Raw genomic sequence first — 19,467 nt, 5'->3', positions numbered from 1 at the left:
CAATTTTAATTACACCCTCCGTTTTTAGCGACGTTAACCGCTAAAACACCGATCCATCGTGACAACCATCACAAAAACAAAGCGATTTTTTATGGGGGCTTTCGTGGGGGCGCTGTTTACTATAAATAACAATAAAACCAATGATAAACAGCATTTTAATCGTGGATACGATTCCGAGTCCGGCACCACTAATTCAGAAAAACCAGCCTACGGGCTGGTTTTTTGCTTTTCAGCTTGCGGACTCTTCATCGAACTGTGTTCGATAACTCGCTTCTACGAAGGGACTATTGCGTCTCCCCTTCCCCATGATGTGGGCTCATACCCTGATAGCGTGACGGCCAGATATCTTCAGGCTGCTTTCCCAATGCACCAGCAATTAGTCTCTCACCTTTCGGCCAATGTCTTATCAATGCGTTAGCGAGTGTTGAAGACGCTAATCCAGATGCTCTTGATACCGCCGCCAGTGTTGTGCCTCGCTTTCTTAACCCGGCAATGATGTCTGCCGGATGCCAATCGTGCTTATCCATTTATCTAACCTCTCCCTCTAGGTGAATTAACCCAATTATCCCATTTTGGGATAAAAAAGAAAATGGTTGATATTCGATTTTGGGATATCACTCAAGGTCACCAAAATGGCATCGATTTATTCATTAGAATATCAATCAGTTATAAAAATTTTGCGGGAGGCCAGAATCAAACAAGGCATAACCCAAGAAAACTTAGCCAACGCTTTAGGTCGACCTCAGTCTTTTGTAGCCAAAATCGAGAGTGGGGAACGTAGGCTGGATGTTGTCGAGTTTGCCCACATAGCCCACCTGCTATCTGTAGATGCATCCACAGTTTTAGAAAAAATAGTGCATAAAATACAGGAAGATAACATTAAGTAATCAACGCAAACGTCTAATCATCCCATTTTGGGATAAAGCATTAAGCAACTGATATTTGATCCCAAATGTTATGGGGTTGAATCGATGGCTTCTATTTACTCTGATGAATATCAAATCGTTATCAAGGCATTGCGTGAAGCACGGATTGCCAAAGGCATCACACAGGGAAACTTGGCGCTCGCGCTGGATCGCCCTCAATCGTTCATCGCTAAAGTTGAGAATGGAGAGAGAAGGTTAGATATTGTGGAATTTATCCACATCGCCCGTTTGCTTTCTCTCGACCCCTCCGGCATTGTTGCCAAGATCCCTATAAAATATAAAGCGCTTGGATAAAAAGGGGTGCGGTAATGAAACACCGAATTAGCATTTCCGTAAGCAACGAAAATTATCAGTCTACTAATGATAAATCGGATCACCTGTCTGAGAAAGTGAATAAGACGTTGTTTCCGCAGATCCGCATCGACGGCGAAGATTATCGGCTGATGACCACTGAACTATCGAGCATTCCAGTGGGGTCATTAGCGAAACTATCGCGGATCATGGCGAGTATACCGATGAGATAAAGGATGCTATTAATCTGATTTTTGAGGGATTTGAGGGGCACTAATAGTACTCAGTGAGTCGAATTTTTCGTATAGCAATCTCGGAAAATATACTTTTGAAATATATCTCAAAAAATGGATGGTGTAGTTTATCAGAATACTTACATTACCACGGTTCAGAAGAGCGTTGGCTCTTACAGTACCCTCACAACAACCGCCCTTCAAGACGGCCCTTGTGTATCACAGATGACAGTCAAAAAACGTAATGTCAAAGACAATGTAGGTTTATCAACAATCATCCTCGCTTATTGCCCGCACTTAAGGTTTCAAAAACTGTCACATCTTCGGATTCAACTCTTGGCTTCTTATCTCCCCTTGTCATAGGAGAATAATCATTACTTGACTCTCTTTCTCCAAATGCAACATCAGATAATACATTAACCAATATTTGAATCTCATATCTGATCTCAGTCGCTTTTTTACCAGGCGTAAGGCAATAAACAGCTTTATGATGAGCATCCTTCATGCAAGACTTATAATCATCTAATTTCTTACAAAGTACTTCTTTCTCTTTCTTTAAAATATTTGATGTGGTTTTTCTATCAAGACCGCTAATAAAATCAGAGACAAACATATATATGAGTATGTAACACGCATACACACCACAAGCTAGTTTCAAATCAATGGCGTAGCTAGATATAATAAAAAAAATAAGTGTTGTAAGCATCGTATTCAATATAAATATTAGAGCCTTTGACCATGTCATGTCACGACTCCCTGATATCTGAGATGATCTCCCAGAAAGCATCAGGGGATGAGGATAATATATTCATACTCACCACAATTTTATCTTTTGTTATTTCTTCACCAACAGATATCATTTCTAATGAGAATTTTATTCTTGCAGATGAAGATTCAATTAAATCTATGGATGCCTTTATTCCAATCCTCGTTTCATTTAATTTATCCACTGCCTTGAACAACTTAAACTTTTCATATCCTCTATTTAACTTAAAATTAAAAACTGTTGATATTTGATGTAAGCCCATAACATCTGATGTACAATCCATGAAGCTATATTCATGTCCCTCAAAATCAAAATAACCATAAATGAATTTTGCATATTTAGTATTTTTAGAAAACTTAGCTCCCTTAATATTGGATATATCTTCATCCTTAACTTTTATATTTGAGAATGCTTTTGTTGCTTTTATAACTGGTGTTATTGAAGATATTTCTTTTTCTACTTTACTCATGATATGCCTTAGATAACCATTATTAATGACGTATTTATTTAAAATAATATTAGAGTCATTTAAGGTTACCACATACTTTAAGATTCTTCATCAATTTTAAAAAAGGTATCGATTAAATTAATATTCCACTGTCACCAGCCATCCTCATCAACCACAGAATCCACATTCTCCTACACATTTTTCAAAATGGGTATGTGTAAGTACCCCTGTAAAACAAACCATTCATTTTTTGAAACTCACGAACGCAATCTCAAATTACATACAGGCTCCCCACCAAATCCCCCAACGTCACCATCAGCATCATCGGGTCTATTGACGAAGGCTCAAACCCCACTCGCAGGTAAAATTCCCGCGCTTCATCAGACAGCGCATGAACCAACATCCCTCGAATGCCGATAGTATCCGCCACCTGAATCACCCGCAGCCCCGCATCACGCACCAGCGCTCGGCCAATGCCTTGACCATGCAATGATGTATCTACCGCCAAACGTCCCAGCACAACGACAGGAATCGGATCGGGCATATTGCGGCGAAAGCGTCCGGGAGCGGCATTCGTTGCCACGGCACTGGAAGCCAATGAGTAATACGCCAACACTTTTGGGCCATCGCAACTGACGAAAGTTCGTGATGCGCCAGTGACCTGATTTTTCATCGCCCGCTGTTTCAGCCAGTTGTCCATAGACTCCATGCCGCAACAGAATGAAGATAGTACATGTTCGGCGCGAAGGGGCTCAGGGGCGGAGATCATTTTTTCTGTTCCCACGGTGCAGGTGTCTGCATGGTTTTGCGCAGCGCGGCATTCGGTGCAGGAGCCTGATCTAGACGGGAAAGGAATTCCTGATAAGCATCGGGATCTGCCATGATGATGCGTTGATCGATCAACGCTTCCTCTGCGGCGGCGCGAGCAGCTTCGAGGACAAAATCAGTGCGATTTTTCCCCCTGGCCTTCGCGGCACGATCAATAAGGTCGCGATCGGCGGGCCTGATGCGTAAATTCAATGTTTCGCGTTTCGTAGAAACGCTGTTCGTCGCTGGCATGATGTTCCTCCGGCCTACACTCTGGATATTAATCATACAGGCATCGTAACGCTAATGTCATTACGATTTATCGACATCATAGGGAACCGAACCGAAGGAATGAGCCGGATGTTTGTCGCGCACATGAAAACTATCCTTTTGATATAACAATGAAAATATGATGCACACCACAGTACTGACAACAGTCGTGGTTAAAATTCATGCTACATTTCAACTTAATAGAAAACTGAATGTTCCCGAGTCCGTCATCATTATTTAGCCCATAGACGATCACTACCGTCTGTAACCTTCCGTCTCATTACACCCGCACAAAAATAAGCGCACACTCAATTCAATTCCCTAACCCCAGCCCCTACAACCACCTTTCCCGCAGCCAGGCTCTTGGTGACCACAGTTCCGGCCCCCACTTTTACGTTATCGCCTAATGTAATATCACCCAACAGAATAGCATTGGCCCCCAGCTCCACCTGATTACCCAGCACCGGACTTTTCGTGACCTGACCTTCACGGTTTATTACGCTGCCAATGGTTACCCCCTGGCGTAACGTACAGTTTTCCCCAATAACGACGTCAGCATTCACCACAATGCAGTGTGGATGATATATTTTTAGCCCAAAGCCGATTTTGGTTTTGTGCGGAATTTCCACACAAAACAGCCATTCATTCATCACTTTATTCAGGGCAACAAAAGGAATGCTGATAACTTTCAGCAGCGTATTTGATGACTGATAAAGGGTTGCAAGGCGGAACAGTAATATCACCAGTTTGGATTTAATACTGCCCGCCGTTTTTACTTCTCGCCATACATGGCTAATATTGTTCAGCATATCATTATCTGTTTATTATTCCGTGCTCAGTGCACCGTTACTGTGGAAATCCGATACCAACCGTCGGACTGTTTACCCTCGTTGGCGAGATTAATTCGTGATACGCCCTTTTTATCCAGCATTGCCACATCGATATTATATCGCCCGGCTGGCAGTGATTCCGGCATTGCCAATTGATAGACGGACGTATGCGTCCCCGGTAACCAGGCGCGAATATCATCAGAGGCTTTTCCCATGCTCATCACGCTGCTGTCGTCATTCACCACGCGATAGGCCACATCATATTTCCGATAAATAGGTGCTACGCCATCGTTCACCCACTGATTATTTAGTGTCAGACTCTGCCCTTGCATCAATTCGGACTCATGCGTCAACGAAGCCAGACGGAAGCGATAGCCGAGCCTGGTCAGCGCATTGTCTACAATATCCCGATACATCCTCGGCACGCTACGCGACTTAAGATTAATGGTACTGGCGTGTTGTGCCAACGCCCAATCAAAGGTTGCCTGCACTTGCACACGCGTATAGTGCTGAACGCTCCGCCACTCTGACATATAGCCACAAATTTCCAGGCTCACCGGCGCACGTTGCCACGCAGTAGTAAAGGCTGGATAAAGCGCTGCCGCATTTTGTAACCGCTGGGGATAATCATCCTGCATATGGCTCCACGTTGTCGAAAAATTATGCCAGTCGCCCAGGCAGTCAGCGCGCCATCCTGCTCCTTGCTTCACCGCGTTTGCCAGGGTATCACCACCATTAATCAGCATGACTTTGGGGCTGTTGGGAAAGGCCGCAAAATACATGTTTACGTACTGACCTAGCTGGGCTGAGGTATAACGCTCAAGCAGCGGCTTAATGGTCGGGAAATTACTGTTGTGCCATTCCCCCCATGACCCCACCAACCCAATATCGATATAAGCCAGATTTGAATTACCGTCATAGCGTTGACCAAAAGCATTGAGCAAACGCTGGCTGTATTCGATAAATACCGGGTCATCCCAATCCGGCACAAAGGTTTTTTTGTCCGGCGTCCATTCGCCTTTAATGCCTTTTTGTATCAGCCAGTCAGGAATTTTAGAGCCACTGGCTGGCTCATCAAGCGCCATAAAACGCAGCCCCACACTCATTGCCGGTTGATGCTGGCTCGCCAGTTCGAATATGGCATCCACCAGTTGAAAGTTATACTGGCCTTCTACCGGCTCCAGCTCACTCCAGTACAGGCGATCATATTCAATGCCGGTGTCGGGATAATCAGCCAGCGACAATGTTGCACCATTACCTTGGTTAAAACTGGCAATGCCATTGCCAGGGTTTGTTAACGGACCATTTAGTTCTTTGGGCGTGACAGTTGTCATCGTGCCACCAGCCACACCCACTACAGAAAATAATAAACCTCCTACCGCAACCATTTTAAGATTCATCTAAGACTCCTTATTTCCACGTCAGTAGAAACCGGAGGTCAGTGATCCTTCAGTCTGAGCCACCAATCCCAAATCCCTAAGTGGAAATGTGGGAAAATATCAATACCCAAGGCAGACTTAATCATGTACAGCGTTAATAGCGCCGCAAGCGTACAGAACAGGCAGGTAAACAGAATCAACGCCGTCATCAGTATGCAAAACAGCGTCGATTCTTTACGAGGACGTTTACGGTGATCCTGGCCAAATAAAAAGACGAAATAATAGCGTCGGCTAAAGAAAGGGAAACTCTTACGCACGTCGACCCAGTGCATTGACGCTGCTGTGATCGACAACACCGCCTGTTCAACCGCCTGCCGTTGTTCCAGGTTAAGTTCTGTGTCGATGTTCCCATCAAGGGCTTCATAGAAGCGTTCAATGACTAACGGACGTTGATTCGATTCGTTCACTATTTACCTATTGATTTATTAACTCATTGACCTATTGACTGAGGTATAAACCGCCATTGTTTGTTGCGCGATTTTTTTCCAATTATACCTTTGTAAATATTCAGAGTAATCAACAGCAAATGATTTAGAGCGCTGTGCAATTTTTTCGGATAAATCCGCCACGTCTCCAACATTAAAATAGGTGTCTGGTGCTAATTTCACCTCCAGATTAGCGGGAATATTGCTGACCACGACAGGTAATGAAAACGACATGGCCTCCAGCAACGCAATGGGTAACCCTTCATGGTATGAAGGCATCACAAAGAGTTTAGCCTGTGAAAAGACAGTTTGCAGTTCATGACCTTGTAAAAATCCGGTTAAGACCACATTGGGGGTGTCATGAGCTAACTGTTTTAACCGCATACTATACGCGGTGGGGTGATCAGCATCGCCAACCAAAACCAAGGGCATCGAAATACCTGATTGCTTATAGGCTGCAATGAGATCGTGCAGGCCTTTTTCTTCCACGAAGCGGCTCACCGCAACCAAATAATTTTGTGGCTGAAGAGAAAAACGCACCAGTGTTTGAGTGATAACATCCGGTGTTAATCGCTGAGATAAATTCACACCGTTATAAATAAGATGAGCATCATTTCGGCCATATTTTTGTTTGATCATATTATTAATAACTTCGGAGATCACAATCACTTCATTGGCATATTTCACGGCCACCTTTTCACCCAGCAACAACACTTTCTTTGCCAGGAATCCCCACTTTTGGCGGTCATAGTCCGGGCCGTGATGCGTAAAAACCACTTTTTTACCCAGCAAACGCAGAAGCGGCACCACCAACCCTGGGCCAATCGCGTGGACATGCACTACCGTGGAATGATCAAAGCAGGTGATAAATGCCGCCAGTACCGAATGGACGATGGCTTCTAATGAACGTTTCTTCGGCGCTAATAACGCGCGCGTCATAACGCCCTGATACTGTGATGCTTTATAATTAACATAAGGTGAACGTGCGAGAACGCAAATATCCACGTCAAATTGCTGTTTAATAGTCGGGTATAAATTTTGGCAATGCGTTTCCACACCGCCTAACACGTTTGGAATGCCACGTGTTCCCAGAACGGTAATTTTCGTAGTCATAATTATTTTTCGGTTAATAATTCCTGATAGAGTGCCAATAAAGATGCTGTGTGTTTACGTAGTGAATATTTTTCGCTAAGACGCTGACGCGCATTTAATCCCATTTCTCTGGCTTTCAGCGGATTCAATGCCAGGTAATCCAGGACATCGGCTAATGCCTGCACGTTACCGGGTTCGAATAAAATGCCGTCTACATTATTGCGAATTTGTTCGGGAATGCCGCCAATACGCCCGCCAACGACGGGTTTAGCAAACGCCATCGCTTCCAGTACCGACATTGAGCAGTTCTCATAATATTCGGAAGGAACTACCACCGCGCGTGCACGTTTAATCAGCTGGTTGAGTTCTTCGCCCTGTTGTTTATAGCCGAGGAATTCTGCATTCGGAAATTGTGCGGCCAGCTCATCATACAGCGGCCCGCTGCCTGCAATTTTTAGCGGAACCTGATTGTGCATTTGCTGGTGCGCTCGGGCTAACGTTGCCACGCCTTTTTCCCGGCTCAGGCGACCAATAAAAAGAAAATAGCCATCGTCTTCAACATCCGTCACTGGCAGGCTGTCATCAATGCCGTTCACCATCACGTCGATACGGGCATTCGGCAGCTTGCGAATTAATTGGCTACGCAAAAATTCGCTGGGTGAAATGATCGCATCCAACACCGGATAATTTTTGGCGACATTCTGCCAGGCCCCCTCTAGCGAAAGCAGCAGGCTTTTCGAGGCTGAGCCTTGCTGGCAACGATATTTAAAAGCGTTAAATACCGAGCCGGTTAAACAGGCGTCACAGACCTTGCCATCGCGCAGCATGGTGTACGACGGGCAGATAATCTTATAGTCATGAGCCGTTAACACAGTTTTACACCCAAACTGACGGGCAATTTTAATCAATGACGGTGTGAGCTGGTGATAGATATTATGGAAATGAACAATATCCGGCTTTTCTTTACGCAATAACGCCAGTAACTTCTTACCTGCTTCAGCGTTATGAATAAAGTTCACTGCCGTTTTTATTGCACCGACCACGCCGCTATTTTGATGATAATCCACCTTATCAACGAAATAGGATGAGTAGTCTGACGGGAAGTTATTTTCATGCTGCATTGAGAAATCAATCACCTCAACGCCAGCCTTTTTCAGCATATCGATTTCCTGAAAATAAACCGTCTCCGCGCCGCCCTTGATATAGAAGAATTTATTGACTAATAAAACTTTCATCATACCTGCCTATTCATGAATAACCTTGCTCGCTGGCGATGTCATCGGGTTACGCACAGGTCTGCTTAACCCTTTGATCAATCCGGCAGAAAATGCAGTCAGGTTCATCACGCTGTGTAATCCGTTCAGCAGTGAACGGTTCTTTATCGTTTTTAAGGCAATAAAAGCGAATAACGGCAGCAACGCTACGCCAATCATGCTGACATTGAACGTTAACAAACTCATCAACAGCACCAGCAGATAAACTGCAAACACGGCCTCGTTTTTAACGATGTGTAACGCTTCGCGAAAATAGGGCTTCCCCCATGTACTACGTAACAGCTCACCCGGTGCCCAGAGAAAACCGTTGGTCCAACGATAGCGCAGCATTTTATATGTCGGCATGGTGTACGAAGTGTGGCGAAAATAAGGCACATTAAGGCGATGCAATTTATATTGGGCATAACGAAGACGAATGCCTAATTCAGCCTCTTCATACCCATGTAAGCTGCGGTTGGTGAGATAACCTATTTTTTCAATTGCCGAACGGCGATATAACCCCCCACCGCCTAAATGACCACAGTCGCCCAGCGGGTATATTTTATGAAGGCGCTGCTTGCGGGATGTAAACTCATAGTTTGCTGCGCCATCCATCTCTACCGTTCCAGCCACACCGGCGTAGTCTGGATGCGCCGTTAAAAATGCAATACCCTGCTCAATAAAGCCATCTTCCAGCACCATATCGCCGTCCATCAGCAGGAGATAATCGCCCTGGCTGTACAGATAGCCGAGCTGATGCCCCACGCCGCAGCAGCGTTCAGACGGCTCCGTCAGCGACACCACGGTTACCCCTTTGGCGCTGGCCAGTTGCTGCGTGTTGTCGGTGGATAAACTATCAGCCACAATAATTTTATGGGGATAATCCGCAATATGGCGGCGAATACTATCGATAGTTTGTTCGATGCATTCCGCCTCATTGAATGTCTTAATACTCACTGAAATAAAAGGTTTATCACTCATACGATTTTCCGGTATAACGGCACACAGCATGGCGAATCACCAGACTTGAGCCCAGAGACAAATAAAACAGGAATTGCAGCATGGGAATAATCATCAGGATCTGGCTATAAGGCAGGCTCAGCAGGCACCCAACCGCAAAAACATTAAATGCTGGAGAAAAACTCAACAGTTGCAGGTCCTGTCGGTCTATTTCATGACGCGACAGCACCGGCGTTGGGCGCGCAATAATTAAGATATAAATAATTAACCCGATAAAAAACAGCGTACCGATCACGCCCACTTCCCATAGCAGTACACTGAGCGACGTCGAATCGATAATCAGGTTATAAATAATATTTAAAAAACCCGGAGAAACGGCGCTACCACTGTTGGTGGCATTTAACCCGTAACCAAATAGCGTACCGGAAAGCCCCCACATGTCGTGATTTTTCAGCCAGAAAAATATCGTCGTGAGACGGCCAAGCTCACCGGAATCCATAATGTAATTGGTATCAAAAATATAGCCTAGCGAATCCATAAATACGCTTAATGCGCTTTTCGTCGGGTCGCTACCAAATGCCGAGGAGTAACCCGAAGCCAGAATAGTAATCGCCACGGTAATGAGTAACGCCATGCCGATAAAAATCAGTAAAATCGCTTTCAGGTTTACGTTATTCATACCTTTGATGTAGCTCGGCATTAACCACACCCAGGCCAGCAATAACGGAGAAACCAGGATCACGAACTTCACTTCCCCCAGAATACACAGGCCAAATCCCAAAACGATATGTATCGCTGTGGATTTAAACGACGTCAAACCATGTTTAAATTCTGAAACTTTCAGCAGCATAATCAGCAGACAAAACAGCCCCATTGCTGCGGTATTGCCACCGCCCATTGGGTCGCCGCCAAACGTGCCGACCACGGAGTCCCATTTTTCGTCTTCACCACGCAGCGCTACACGCCGCGGCAACACAAACAACACCTGATAAATCACAACAGGAAACTGCGCGTAGAACACCCAATATAAGCAGCGGGTCACGCGATAAATTTGTGACTCGCGGCAAAACCCCAGCAACAGGCAAAATATTATCAACGACAAGGCAATTTCGTTTTTAAAACCAACAATCGTGACCGTTATTCCGCCCTGCAACAGGGTAGATACCCCCGCCATCGCCAAAAAAGAGAGGTACAGCGTGAGTACCACCCACTCCTGTGTATCCAAATGCAACGCATCGTAGCGGGTCTGCATAATCAGTAACCCCACCATGATCAGCGCCAAAATAAAAGGCAACCACAACACCGCCAGCAGACCGGTGAAATATTGCGTCAACCCGCAGAATGCCAGCGTGATAACGACATAAACCTGCAGGTAAAGCCCGGTATTCAGAATCATGACGCTACCGTCATACTGTTCAGCAAGCTGGCGCGTTTATTCACTTTGAGATAAATAAACGCATAGCGCACAAACGTCAGCACGGAAAACAGAATCATCGACGTGGCATAGTGATGATAAAAATAAGGCACAATCACAAAGGCGACGACCACCACCGCCAACTGCTCTAACTGAATACGTAGAAAATAGCGATGAGAGCCAAAGATGAGTTCAATCACCGTTAACGGGCACACCGCCAGCGCAGGGAATAAATAAGGAAGCATATAGCGAGACGTGGGAATGGAGTTAATCCACTCTTCGCTGAAAAACAAACGCATCACCAGCGGATAGAAAATAAATACCCCCAGCGTGCAGACAACCCCGGCCATCAATAATACCAGGCGAACTTTTTTAAACTCCGCATAGTTGAACTGCTTATTTCTGAAATCAGCCGACCACGTTGAAAAAATAGAGTTACGCACCGCATTACCGATGATCACCACCGGTGCCAGACAAAAGCGGCTCACCACCGAGAAATAACCCGCCGTCAACGCGGAAAACCAAAAGTTAATCAGCATCACCGGTAGATTGCTACTAACCATCGCCAGCACTTCGGCGCTGCCAACCCGGCTGAGGTGATGAACATGCTGATGAAAGAAAGCCACATTACGCTGCGGACTAAAATGTCTGAGCGTCACGGTGTGAATATCGAACGAATGTAAAATACAGCTGCTAATAAGCACCATCATGGCGCAGGCCCAGGACCAATAAAATGCGCTGGTATGTGACGAGAACACCACCGAAAGCACGACAACGACCGAGACAGCGAGCCGCTGAAAAGCCAGGAAACGGTAATTACCCTCGCGTAGCGATAAATTCTCCGCGATCAACACCCACGCATAGGCCAGTGTCAGCAGGTAGAGAAAGAATACATTTCGCTGGAACAGCCATGCGGTCAGCATCGCGTAAGGCACAGCGATAAGCAGACTTTGCAGCACGCTGAACACCACACTCTGCGCCAGCTCACTGTCTGGCTGTTTTGGAATCAGCAATTGCGATGCAAAGGTACAGACCTGCGCTCCCACCAACACGATGCTGTAACTCAGCGCGTAGATTCCCACCTCGGCCATATCGTATTTATGTGAAATCAGCCAGATAGACAGCGCGCCAATCAGTTGTGAAAGCACCGACGACCCCGCAATGGTAGAAACGCTTTTTAATAAACTCATAGGTGGCCCGTACTGTTGATTAGCGTATTCATGTGTTGGTTCAGGGAGCGAACGCCCTCTTTGGTTTCGAGGTTCTTATCCGCCACCCGATTGATGACCGCGCCGATCAACACCGCGCGGTGGTGCTGCACGTTTTCAATGGCATTCAGCACATCGCCTGCACGCCACGCACCCGCTTTCAGCACAAAAACCAGCCCGTCTATCACCCGGCTAATTAATTGAATATCCTGGGTTTGATTCACCGCGGCCACGTCAACGATAATTCGCTGATAGCGCGTTTTCAGCTCAGCCATCAACGTCGAAAAATGCGTGGACGACAGCATCAATAAAGAAGACGTCGAGGCATGACCCCGCGGCAGGAAGCTTAAATGTTCATTGATTGTCACCAGCGCGGCATCCAGCGGTGATTGACCTTGTAGTAGTTCCGCCACGCCAACCGCGGCCGGGTGTGCCAACTCTTGCGTTAGCCCGCCGTCGTTAAAGAAATCCAGATCGATAAGCAGCGTTTTTTGGTCAGCACTGAAGGAAGTCGCCAGCAGATGCGCCAGCAATGAACGCCCTTCACCGCGCTCGGTCGAGCTGACGGCAAGGGTTTGGCAGGAGGGATGCGATAACAAAATGTGGGTTCGCATACTGTGGACAATATCGACATCCAACGGCGATTCGGTGATCAAACGCACCACCTGAGCGCGCGTCACCCCTTGGGCAAAGGTGCGAATTTCACCCACTGGCACCACATTCAGGCGCTTTTTCATCTGGCTGATGCTGTTGATGGAATTATCCAGCGCGGCTTTCACGATGAAGTAAACCACGGAGAACATCAGGGTTAGCATGACAACCATCACCAGCAGCATCGTTTTATTGGGCTTTGAAGGGCGGTCTGCTGGCACCGCCGGGTCGTAAAGTATCGCGTCCGGCTCGAAATAGTTCCCCGCGAGCGTCTGCTCCTTCGTGCGTTGGTAAAGCGCCTTATACAGTTCTTTGGTTTTATCCAGCGCGGTGGTCAGGTTGTTGTATTCATCACGTTTAGACGCCAGCGTTTGAAAATCCGCTTTCTGTTGATTCAACAGCTGCTGATAGTATTTTTCATCCTTCAACGCCGCCTGATACTGCTTATTCAGCCCGTCCTCCAGTTCAAATAACACCGTGCGGGTCTGTTCCTCAATCGCCTGCACCTGGGCTTCGGCTTCGAGGATTTTGGTGTGTTTCAGCCCATAGCGCTTACGCAAATCATATAAAGAACGCCGGGCCTGAATCAGCGCGATACGCAAATCCTGAATCTGGGCATGATTAGAAATATCAGGCAGGGAAATCACGTTTTCCAGCGACTTACCCGCGTTCAAGCGCACGCTGTTGTAATTCGTTTCTGCTCTGATACGACGCTGGGTCGCATCCGCCAACTTCGTGGTGACGATCCCCAGCTGTTCAGTCTCAAAGCCATCCACACCACGAAACGTGAGCAGCCCTTCTTTCTTCAGAAACTGGTCGATAGCCGCCTGTTGCTCAACAACTTGCTGCCAGACTTCTTCCATCTGTTTTTGGTTCAACGCTTTGGCTTTCAGCGTTTTGAGGTGCTTTTGCTTCGCCGTATAGTCAATAAACGCCTGCGCCACACCGTTAGCGATGTCGGCCGAAAGCGCAGGCGATGCCGATTCGTAGGAGATCGTAGCGAGATGCGTGGTGCGAACACCGTTGATAGTGAGGTTTCTCGCTATCGCATTCAGCGCGTTATCGACCCGCTGCTGTTCATCGGCATGGTTATCTACGTTTTTGCCGGTATCACCATTAAACGCGGGGTTTTGGTCCAGCCGGATGTCCCGCACGGCTTGTTCCAGCACAATGCGTGACTGCATCAACGCATACTGGGTTTCGTAATAGCCGCTGCGGGTGGAGTCATAGCCATCAACCTGCGGCAAAGGCGATACGTTATCCTGCTGTGCTTTCAGCAGCACCGTTGCCGTCGAAACATATTTGGGCGTGATCATGCTGATCAGCGGGTAGGCCACCAGCGCGCTCATCAAGCCAGCCAGAATGATCTTCCAACCGTTCTGTTTGATCTTTTGAGCAAATCTGGAGAAATCGATCGTGCTTTCCAGTTTTCTGCCATTTTCCACTATAGATAGGCTCATGGTCAGAAAAAGCTCATACCGACAATCACGGTATCACCGGGGTGAACAGCGCGTCTTACATCAACATTTTCAATCAGTTGATTGCTGTTCGACAGGCGAACACTCACATCTTTACGGTCGGCACGATCGGTAAATCCGCCAGCCAGTGCCAGCGCTTTTTCAACGGTTAAGCCCGGCTCGTAGGCATATCCGTTCGGCTTCTCCACTTCACCGGTGATATAGAATTTCCGGAACTCGGCGATGCTGACCGTCACCATTGGGTTTTGCAGATAGTCACCACGCAGGCGATGGGCCAGCTCTTCACCGACCTGCCCCGGTGTTTTCCCTTTCAACACCAGTTGACCGATATAGGGGAAGTTAATCGCGCCACTTTTATCCAGCATAAAAGTCATTGTCATTTCCGGCTCGCCGTACACCAGAATATTGACAGAATCGCCCTCATCTAATTGATAACCAGTTGTTTCATTGTCGGTTTTTTCCAGTTGCTGCGGGGTAGACAGCGAACATCCCGCCAACCAGACGCTCAGGCACAGAAAAATGCACAGTTTTATGACTTTCACGTTAGATCTGTACCTTAGCTGTCAACATAATCAGGGAGTTATCGTGGCCCAGCGTTCTGACAACCTGGCGATTGCCATCAGGGCCAATGAAGAAAGAGTCGGTATCTTGATTGGAACGTTGCGTGTTCAGTTGATACCTGGCTTCAACGTTAATCGAGGGTCTGACGTTATAACTGACGGCAAAGGTGAACACCCTATTTCTGTCTTGGCGATCCTTCGGGTAATTCTTGTAACCCTCGCTCAGGTATGAATAGTCAAACCGGGTGGAGAAACGATCGGCAAGCCAAAAATGCTGATAGGAGATGCCGTATTTAGACGCCATGATATAGCCGCCGACTTCCGACGGATCTTTAATCTGCTGCGACGTATAGACCGTAAATACGGATTGTTCGAGCGGTTTCCACTCGGCCTGAATATCCCAGTTTACCCCGCTAAAATCCCTGGCATGTGGGTTATTATCGAACGTTTTATATAGCCAGGAGACGTTGGCATCTACGCGGGTTTTGCCCGTCAGCTGCGATTGAATACCGTATTCCAGGTAATACTCGTCCGTGTCTTTTTGCGCATCGACCTCATAACGCCGCTGATGATTCATAAAGCGGTAGCGAAAGCGTGTTGCTGACGAGTATTGATCAGATAATTCAGCGATCAGACCATTCTCGTGCCATTCCTGCCCACGGACATAGTTATAAAAATCAATATCCGTATTTTTAATATCGTCCGTATGGTTTAAACGCAGTTTTTTAAACAGCAAAGCGAGTTCGGCTTTACCACGCCCTTTCGGTGCGCCATAGCTGTAGCGTAATTCACTGTTCAACAGTTCGCTGTTCAACGGCGCATGAATACCGAAGTCATTGAACTGTTGTGGTCGAAAACCTTCGGTAATACCACGCCCACGCGTCTCATGCCCGAGAGTATCCTCCAGGCTGAGCGTAAGCCCATGCTTTAGCCCGTAGCGCCATGCACCATTAAAACGAAAAAAATGGTCGGTATAATTATCTGCCGAATCACGATCGTAACGACGATAATCACCGGAATACATCAGCAGATATTGGTCCTGATAACGCGCGCCAATGGCTTTCATCATCGGCCTGACGCTCTGAAAATCAGAATGCACCGCGTCTTGCTGATAAGCCTGATAGGTCACATTATTCTCATGCCCATAATCCAGACCGACCTGGCTTTGAAAATCAATACCTGCCATACCGATATGCGATTTCGGTATCAGGTCAGCCCAGGCGGGATAAGGCATGATCATTCCAGCGGCGATGATCAATTTAGTACGCATTTTCACCGATAAAGCCTTTGAAAATGGTTCTAAAGATAATCTTGATATCCAGCCAAAGGGACCAACTCTGAATATAGGCAATATCGTAGTGAACCCGTTTTTCCATTTTATCCAGGGTATCCACTTCGCCACGATAACCATTAACCTGCGCCAATCCTGAAATGCCAGGCTTCACTTTATGGCGAATCATGTAATTTTCGACCAGCTGGCGATATTGCTCGTTATGCACCACGGCATGAGGACGCGGGCCAATAATCGACATCGTGCCCTGCAACACATTGAAAAACTGCGGCAGTTCATCCAGCGAGGTGCGGCGTAAAAATGCGCCAAAAGGCGTAACACGAGGATCGTTTCTGGTCGCCTGTTTCACCACGTCGGCATTCTCCATGACGTGCATCGAGCGGAATTTCCATACTTTAATTTTGTTGCCGCTCAGACCGTAACGGTCCTGCTTGAATAACACCGGCCCAGGTGATGTGAGTTTGATGCCAATAGCAATCAGCAACAGCAGCGGTGAAATCATGAGTGTAATCACCCCACCGATGACTAAATCTTCAATACGCTTAATAACAGAACCAATACCATCAAACGGCGATCTAAAAATACTGATGGTCTGAATGTTATTGATAGAACGAAGTTGTGACACATATGAACTGTAAGCATAAAGGTCAGGAATGATGTAAGTATCAACCGTCGTATCTGACATCATCGACAAAAAATAGCGAATGCGTTTCAGCGCAATCATTGGCAGGGCAATATAAATCTCATCCACTCTGCCTGCTTTAGCTTCTTCAACCAGTTCACTGACTTTTCCTTTATAAGGGCTTTTAGTCAGATAACCACAACGGGACGGATTCCTGTCGTCATAAAAAGCCAATTCTAACTGCATATTGGCATACTCTTTGAGTAGTGCTTTTTCCGCCGCTAACCCACCCGGCGTTAAACCCACAATAGCAATCCGAATCCGTTTTTTAGCCGTAAATTTACAGGTAATAAAACGCGTAATATAAAGACCACATAGCGAAAGAATATACCAATATAATGTCGCAGAAAAATAGATGTTATCGAGATGATGCAATAACCCCAAAGAGTACAATGTACCGACATACTCTCTGACAACCTCAACAAATATAATGGAGAACAATGCACATCCCCACAGTCTTCGTTGACCGCGTAATTGCATATTTTTAAGTCTATTATGATATAAGCCAGTGTATTCTCCAATAAGTAAAAACGATGTGGAGAATAGCAAACTAATCATAATAACATCATCGAAGTCGCCCATTAAAAATAGCCTGGCGCTGACTATTAATGTTAAATTTATTGACAAGAAATCCATCAACTTAATAACAAAAAAGTCATTTCCATAGGAAATTTTTATCTGATTACTAGACACTTTTTAATCATAATCCATTAGGTTTTTATTATCGGAACCTCTCCGGCCGGGCATAATATAACACCTAAGTAAAATTTCAAATAGCAATCAGGATAATCTTAAAAAAATCATCAAAATACAAAATATAAAGTATTCCCAATGATGATTATTTATTTTAAAAATATAAATACGTAGTTAATAATTAAAATTAAATTATTATCGCAATAATTATATTCATAATTAATGCTTACACCAAAAATAATTCGAGTTGCAGGGCAAAATGTTTTGCGTTTTGAACAATGCGAAGCGTTGGCCCTTTAGGCTGAGGAATGGGCCGAGTAAAAAGCCAACGCCGCTGTAACCTGAATGATATAGGGTATATCCCCGTCACACTTCACGTTGCAGCGGCGCAGTAAACATCACAGGCAACCGTACCGGACGTCACCCGGTGTATTTGCCAAATTCACAGCTCAGTTTCGTCCATTTGCGAGCCTGCTCGCTCAGGGTGAAGCCCAGACCGTGACGGTCCGACACCCACATGCGTCCATCGCGCAGCTCAAGCTGTTCGTTAAACAGTGGGTTGAGCCATTCGAAATGTTCCAGCCAGGGTTCCAGCGGGTAGGCGGCGGCCAGATGCAAATGCACTTCCATCGCAAAATGCGGTGCCAGCTTACGGCCGTGTTTCGCTGCCAGATCCATGATTTTCAGGAACGGCGAGATCCCGCCCACGCGCGGCGCGTCCGGCTGCACAACATCGCTGGCGTTGCCCAAAATCAACTGCTCATGCTCCCGGAAACTGGTGAGCATTTCCCCAGTGGCGATTGGCGTATCAAGAGCCGCAGCCAGCTGCGCGTGGCCTTCCACGTCGTAGGCGTCCAGCGGCTCTTCAATCCAGATCAGGTTGAAGGCTTCCATTTTGCGCCCCATGCGGATCGCGGTTTCACGATCCCACTGCTGGTTGGCATCCACCATTAACGGGAAATCATCACCCAGCGCCTCGCGGACCGCAGTCAGACGGCGGACATCCTCTGCGGTGTTGGGCTGCCCGACTTTCAGCTTGATGCCGCCGATGCCGCTCTCCCGCGAGAAAGCCACGTTCTTCAGCACCTGTTCCAGTGGGGTATGCAGAAAGCCGCCGGAGGTGTTGTAGCACTGAACCGAATCCCGGTGCGCACCCAGTAATTTCGCCAGCGGCAGCCCCGCGCGCTTAGCCTTCATGTCCCAAAGCGCAATGTCGATAGGAGAAATGGCCTGTACAGCCATGCCGCTGCGCCCCACCGAGGCACCAGCCCACAGTAGTTTGCTGTAGATCTTATCGATATCGTTCGGGTCTTCTCCCAGTAGATTATCGGCAATCTCTTTCGCATGTGCGTAGATCCCCTGGCCGCCTGCGCGCTTGGAATAACTGAAGCCAATGCCCTCGAACCCGTCGCGCGTGCGAATCTCCGCAATAATAATCGCCACTTCGGTCAGGGGCTTCTGGCGTCCGGTGAGCACCTTGGCGTCACTCACCGGTGTCGCCAGCGGCAACAACGCCAGCGACAATTTAACCCACTCAATACGGTCGCCGGTTTCCGCTGCAGTTTTGACACCGGTAACGCTGGCATAGGAAACAGCATCTGAATTTGCACTTAACGACATGGCATGATCCTCATCGGCTAAAAATGTTTGCGCTAACATCAATAACTAAGAGCACAACAAATCACCACTATCTTGAATCTATTTTGTACAGATGATCACAATCCGAATATTTATGGCAAGTTGCACAATA

General features: G+C 46.8%; 20 protein-coding genes. 2 read left to right on the top strand and 18 right to left on the bottom strand.

The window, feature by feature from the left end; genetic code table 11:
- Positions 1 to 284: 284 nt before the first annotated feature.
- Positions 285 to 527, bottom strand: coding sequence for a helix-turn-helix domain-containing protein (locus OB87_RS19745; protein ID WP_072025439.1), 243 nt, complete (start codon positions 525 to 527; stop codon positions 285 to 287).
- A gap of 105 nt (positions 528 to 632) precedes the next feature.
- On the opposite strand from OB87_RS19745, the gene OB87_RS06200 reads away from it, so the two are divergent.
- Together OB87_RS06200 and OB87_RS06195 are read left to right on the top strand one after the other, a co-directional pair.
- Positions 633 to 887, top strand: a complete 255-nt coding sequence (locus OB87_RS06200) for a helix-turn-helix domain-containing protein (RefSeq protein WP_033568574.1) — start codon at positions 633 to 635, stop codon at positions 885 to 887.
- Positions 888 to 971: 84 nt separating this feature from the next.
- Positions 972 to 1,220, top strand: a complete 249-nt coding sequence (locus tag OB87_RS06195; protein ID WP_033568564.1) for a helix-turn-helix domain-containing protein — start codon at positions 972 to 974, stop codon at positions 1,218 to 1,220.
- A 504-nt stretch (positions 1,221 to 1,724) separates the two neighbouring features.
- On the opposite strand, the gene OB87_RS06185 is transcribed toward OB87_RS06195, so the two are convergent.
- From OB87_RS06185 to OB87_RS06105, 17 genes are all read right to left on the bottom strand, one after another.
- Positions 1,725 to 2,195 carry a hypothetical protein gene (locus OB87_RS06185; protein ID WP_033568563.1) on the bottom strand — a complete coding sequence of 157 codons (471 nt, stop codon included), beginning with the start codon at positions 2,193 to 2,195 and terminating at the stop codon, positions 1,725 to 1,727.
- Position 2,196: 1 nt separating this feature from the next.
- Positions 2,197 to 2,685: a hypothetical protein gene (locus OB87_RS06180; RefSeq protein ID WP_033568562.1), complete on the bottom strand. Its 489-nt coding sequence runs from the start codon at positions 2,683 to 2,685 to the stop codon at positions 2,197 to 2,199.
- Positions 2,686 to 2,935: 250 nt separating this feature from the next.
- Complete coding sequence (locus OB87_RS06175) at positions 2,936 to 3,433, bottom strand: GNAT family N-acetyltransferase (protein WP_033568561.1); 498 nt, start codon at positions 3,431 to 3,433, stop codon at positions 2,936 to 2,938.
- Positions 3,430 to 3,723: a type II toxin-antitoxin system TacA family antitoxin gene (locus OB87_RS06170; protein WP_033568560.1), complete on the bottom strand. Its 294-nt coding sequence runs from the start codon at positions 3,721 to 3,723 to the stop codon at positions 3,430 to 3,432. Before OB87_RS06170 ends, OB87_RS06175 begins: the two co-directional genes overlap by 4 nt.
- Positions 3,724 to 4,049: 326 nt before the next feature.
- Positions 4,050 to 4,550: a serine acetyltransferase gene (locus OB87_RS06165; protein WP_033568559.1), complete on the bottom strand. Its 501-nt coding sequence runs from the start codon at positions 4,548 to 4,550 to the stop codon at positions 4,050 to 4,052.
- A gap of 26 nt (positions 4,551 to 4,576) precedes the next feature.
- On the bottom strand, positions 4,577 to 5,971 hold the full coding sequence (locus OB87_RS06160) for a DUF4832 domain-containing protein (RefSeq protein ID WP_033568558.1): 1,395 nt from the start codon (positions 5,969 to 5,971) through the stop codon (positions 4,577 to 4,579).
- A 38-nt stretch (positions 5,972 to 6,009) separates the two neighbouring features.
- The gene (locus OB87_RS06155; protein ID WP_033568557.1) at positions 6,010 to 6,417 is read right to left on the bottom strand and encodes a hypothetical protein; all 408 of its coding nucleotides are present in this window, start codon (positions 6,415 to 6,417) and stop codon (positions 6,010 to 6,012) included.
- Between the two features lie 18 nt (positions 6,418 to 6,435).
- Complete coding sequence (locus OB87_RS06150; protein WP_033568556.1) at positions 6,436 to 7,548, bottom strand: glycosyltransferase family 4 protein; 1,113 nt, start codon at positions 7,546 to 7,548, stop codon at positions 6,436 to 6,438.
- Between the two features lie 2 nt (positions 7,549 to 7,550).
- Positions 7,551 to 8,762: a glycosyltransferase family 4 protein gene (locus OB87_RS06145; RefSeq protein WP_033568573.1), complete on the bottom strand. Its 1,212-nt coding sequence runs from the start codon at positions 8,760 to 8,762 to the stop codon at positions 7,551 to 7,553.
- A gap of 9 nt (positions 8,763 to 8,771) precedes the next feature.
- The gene (locus tag OB87_RS06140; protein WP_033568555.1) at positions 8,772 to 9,761 is read right to left on the bottom strand and encodes a glycosyltransferase family 2 protein; all 990 of its coding nucleotides are present in this window, start codon (positions 9,759 to 9,761) and stop codon (positions 8,772 to 8,774) included.
- Positions 9,754 to 11,136: a hypothetical protein gene (locus OB87_RS06135; protein WP_033568554.1), complete on the bottom strand. Its 1,383-nt coding sequence runs from the start codon at positions 11,134 to 11,136 to the stop codon at positions 9,754 to 9,756. The genes OB87_RS06140 and OB87_RS06135 overlap by 8 nt, the downstream gene beginning before the upstream one ends.
- Positions 11,133 to 12,344 (bottom strand): lipopolysaccharide biosynthesis protein, encoded by a 1,212-nt coding sequence (locus tag OB87_RS06130; protein ID WP_033568553.1) that lies wholly within the window; start codon positions 12,342 to 12,344, stop codon positions 11,133 to 11,135. The genes OB87_RS06135 and OB87_RS06130 overlap by 4 nt, the downstream gene beginning before the upstream one ends.
- Complete coding sequence (locus OB87_RS06125) at positions 12,341 to 14,473, bottom strand: GumC family protein (protein ID WP_033568552.1); 2,133 nt, start codon at positions 14,471 to 14,473, stop codon at positions 12,341 to 12,343. Before OB87_RS06125 ends, OB87_RS06130 begins: the two co-directional genes overlap by 4 nt.
- 2 nt (positions 14,474 to 14,475) lie before the next feature.
- On the bottom strand, positions 14,476 to 15,033 hold the full coding sequence (locus tag OB87_RS06120) for a polysaccharide biosynthesis/export family protein (protein ID WP_033568551.1): 558 nt from the start codon (positions 15,031 to 15,033) through the stop codon (positions 14,476 to 14,478).
- Between the two features lies 1 nt (position 15,034).
- Complete coding sequence (locus tag OB87_RS06115) at positions 15,035 to 16,321, bottom strand: outer membrane beta-barrel protein (protein WP_033568550.1); 1,287 nt, start codon at positions 16,319 to 16,321, stop codon at positions 15,035 to 15,037.
- Positions 16,311 to 17,717, bottom strand: a complete 1,407-nt coding sequence (locus OB87_RS06110) for an undecaprenyl-phosphate glucose phosphotransferase (protein WP_081977354.1) — start codon at positions 17,715 to 17,717, stop codon at positions 16,311 to 16,313. Before OB87_RS06110 ends, OB87_RS06115 begins: the two co-directional genes overlap by 11 nt.
- Before the next feature lie 420 nt (positions 17,718 to 18,137).
- Complete coding sequence (locus OB87_RS06105; protein WP_033568549.1) at positions 18,138 to 19,337, bottom strand: L-talarate/galactarate dehydratase; 1,200 nt, start codon at positions 19,335 to 19,337, stop codon at positions 18,138 to 18,140.
- Between the last annotated feature and the right edge of the window lie 130 nt (positions 19,338 to 19,467).

This window comes from Dickeya undicola, assembly GCF_000784735.1.
In the GTDB taxonomy this organism is placed as follows: domain Bacteria; phylum Pseudomonadota; class Gammaproteobacteria; order Enterobacterales; family Enterobacteriaceae; genus Dickeya; species Dickeya undicola.
This window is presented reverse-complemented; position numbering and strand designations above follow the sequence as displayed.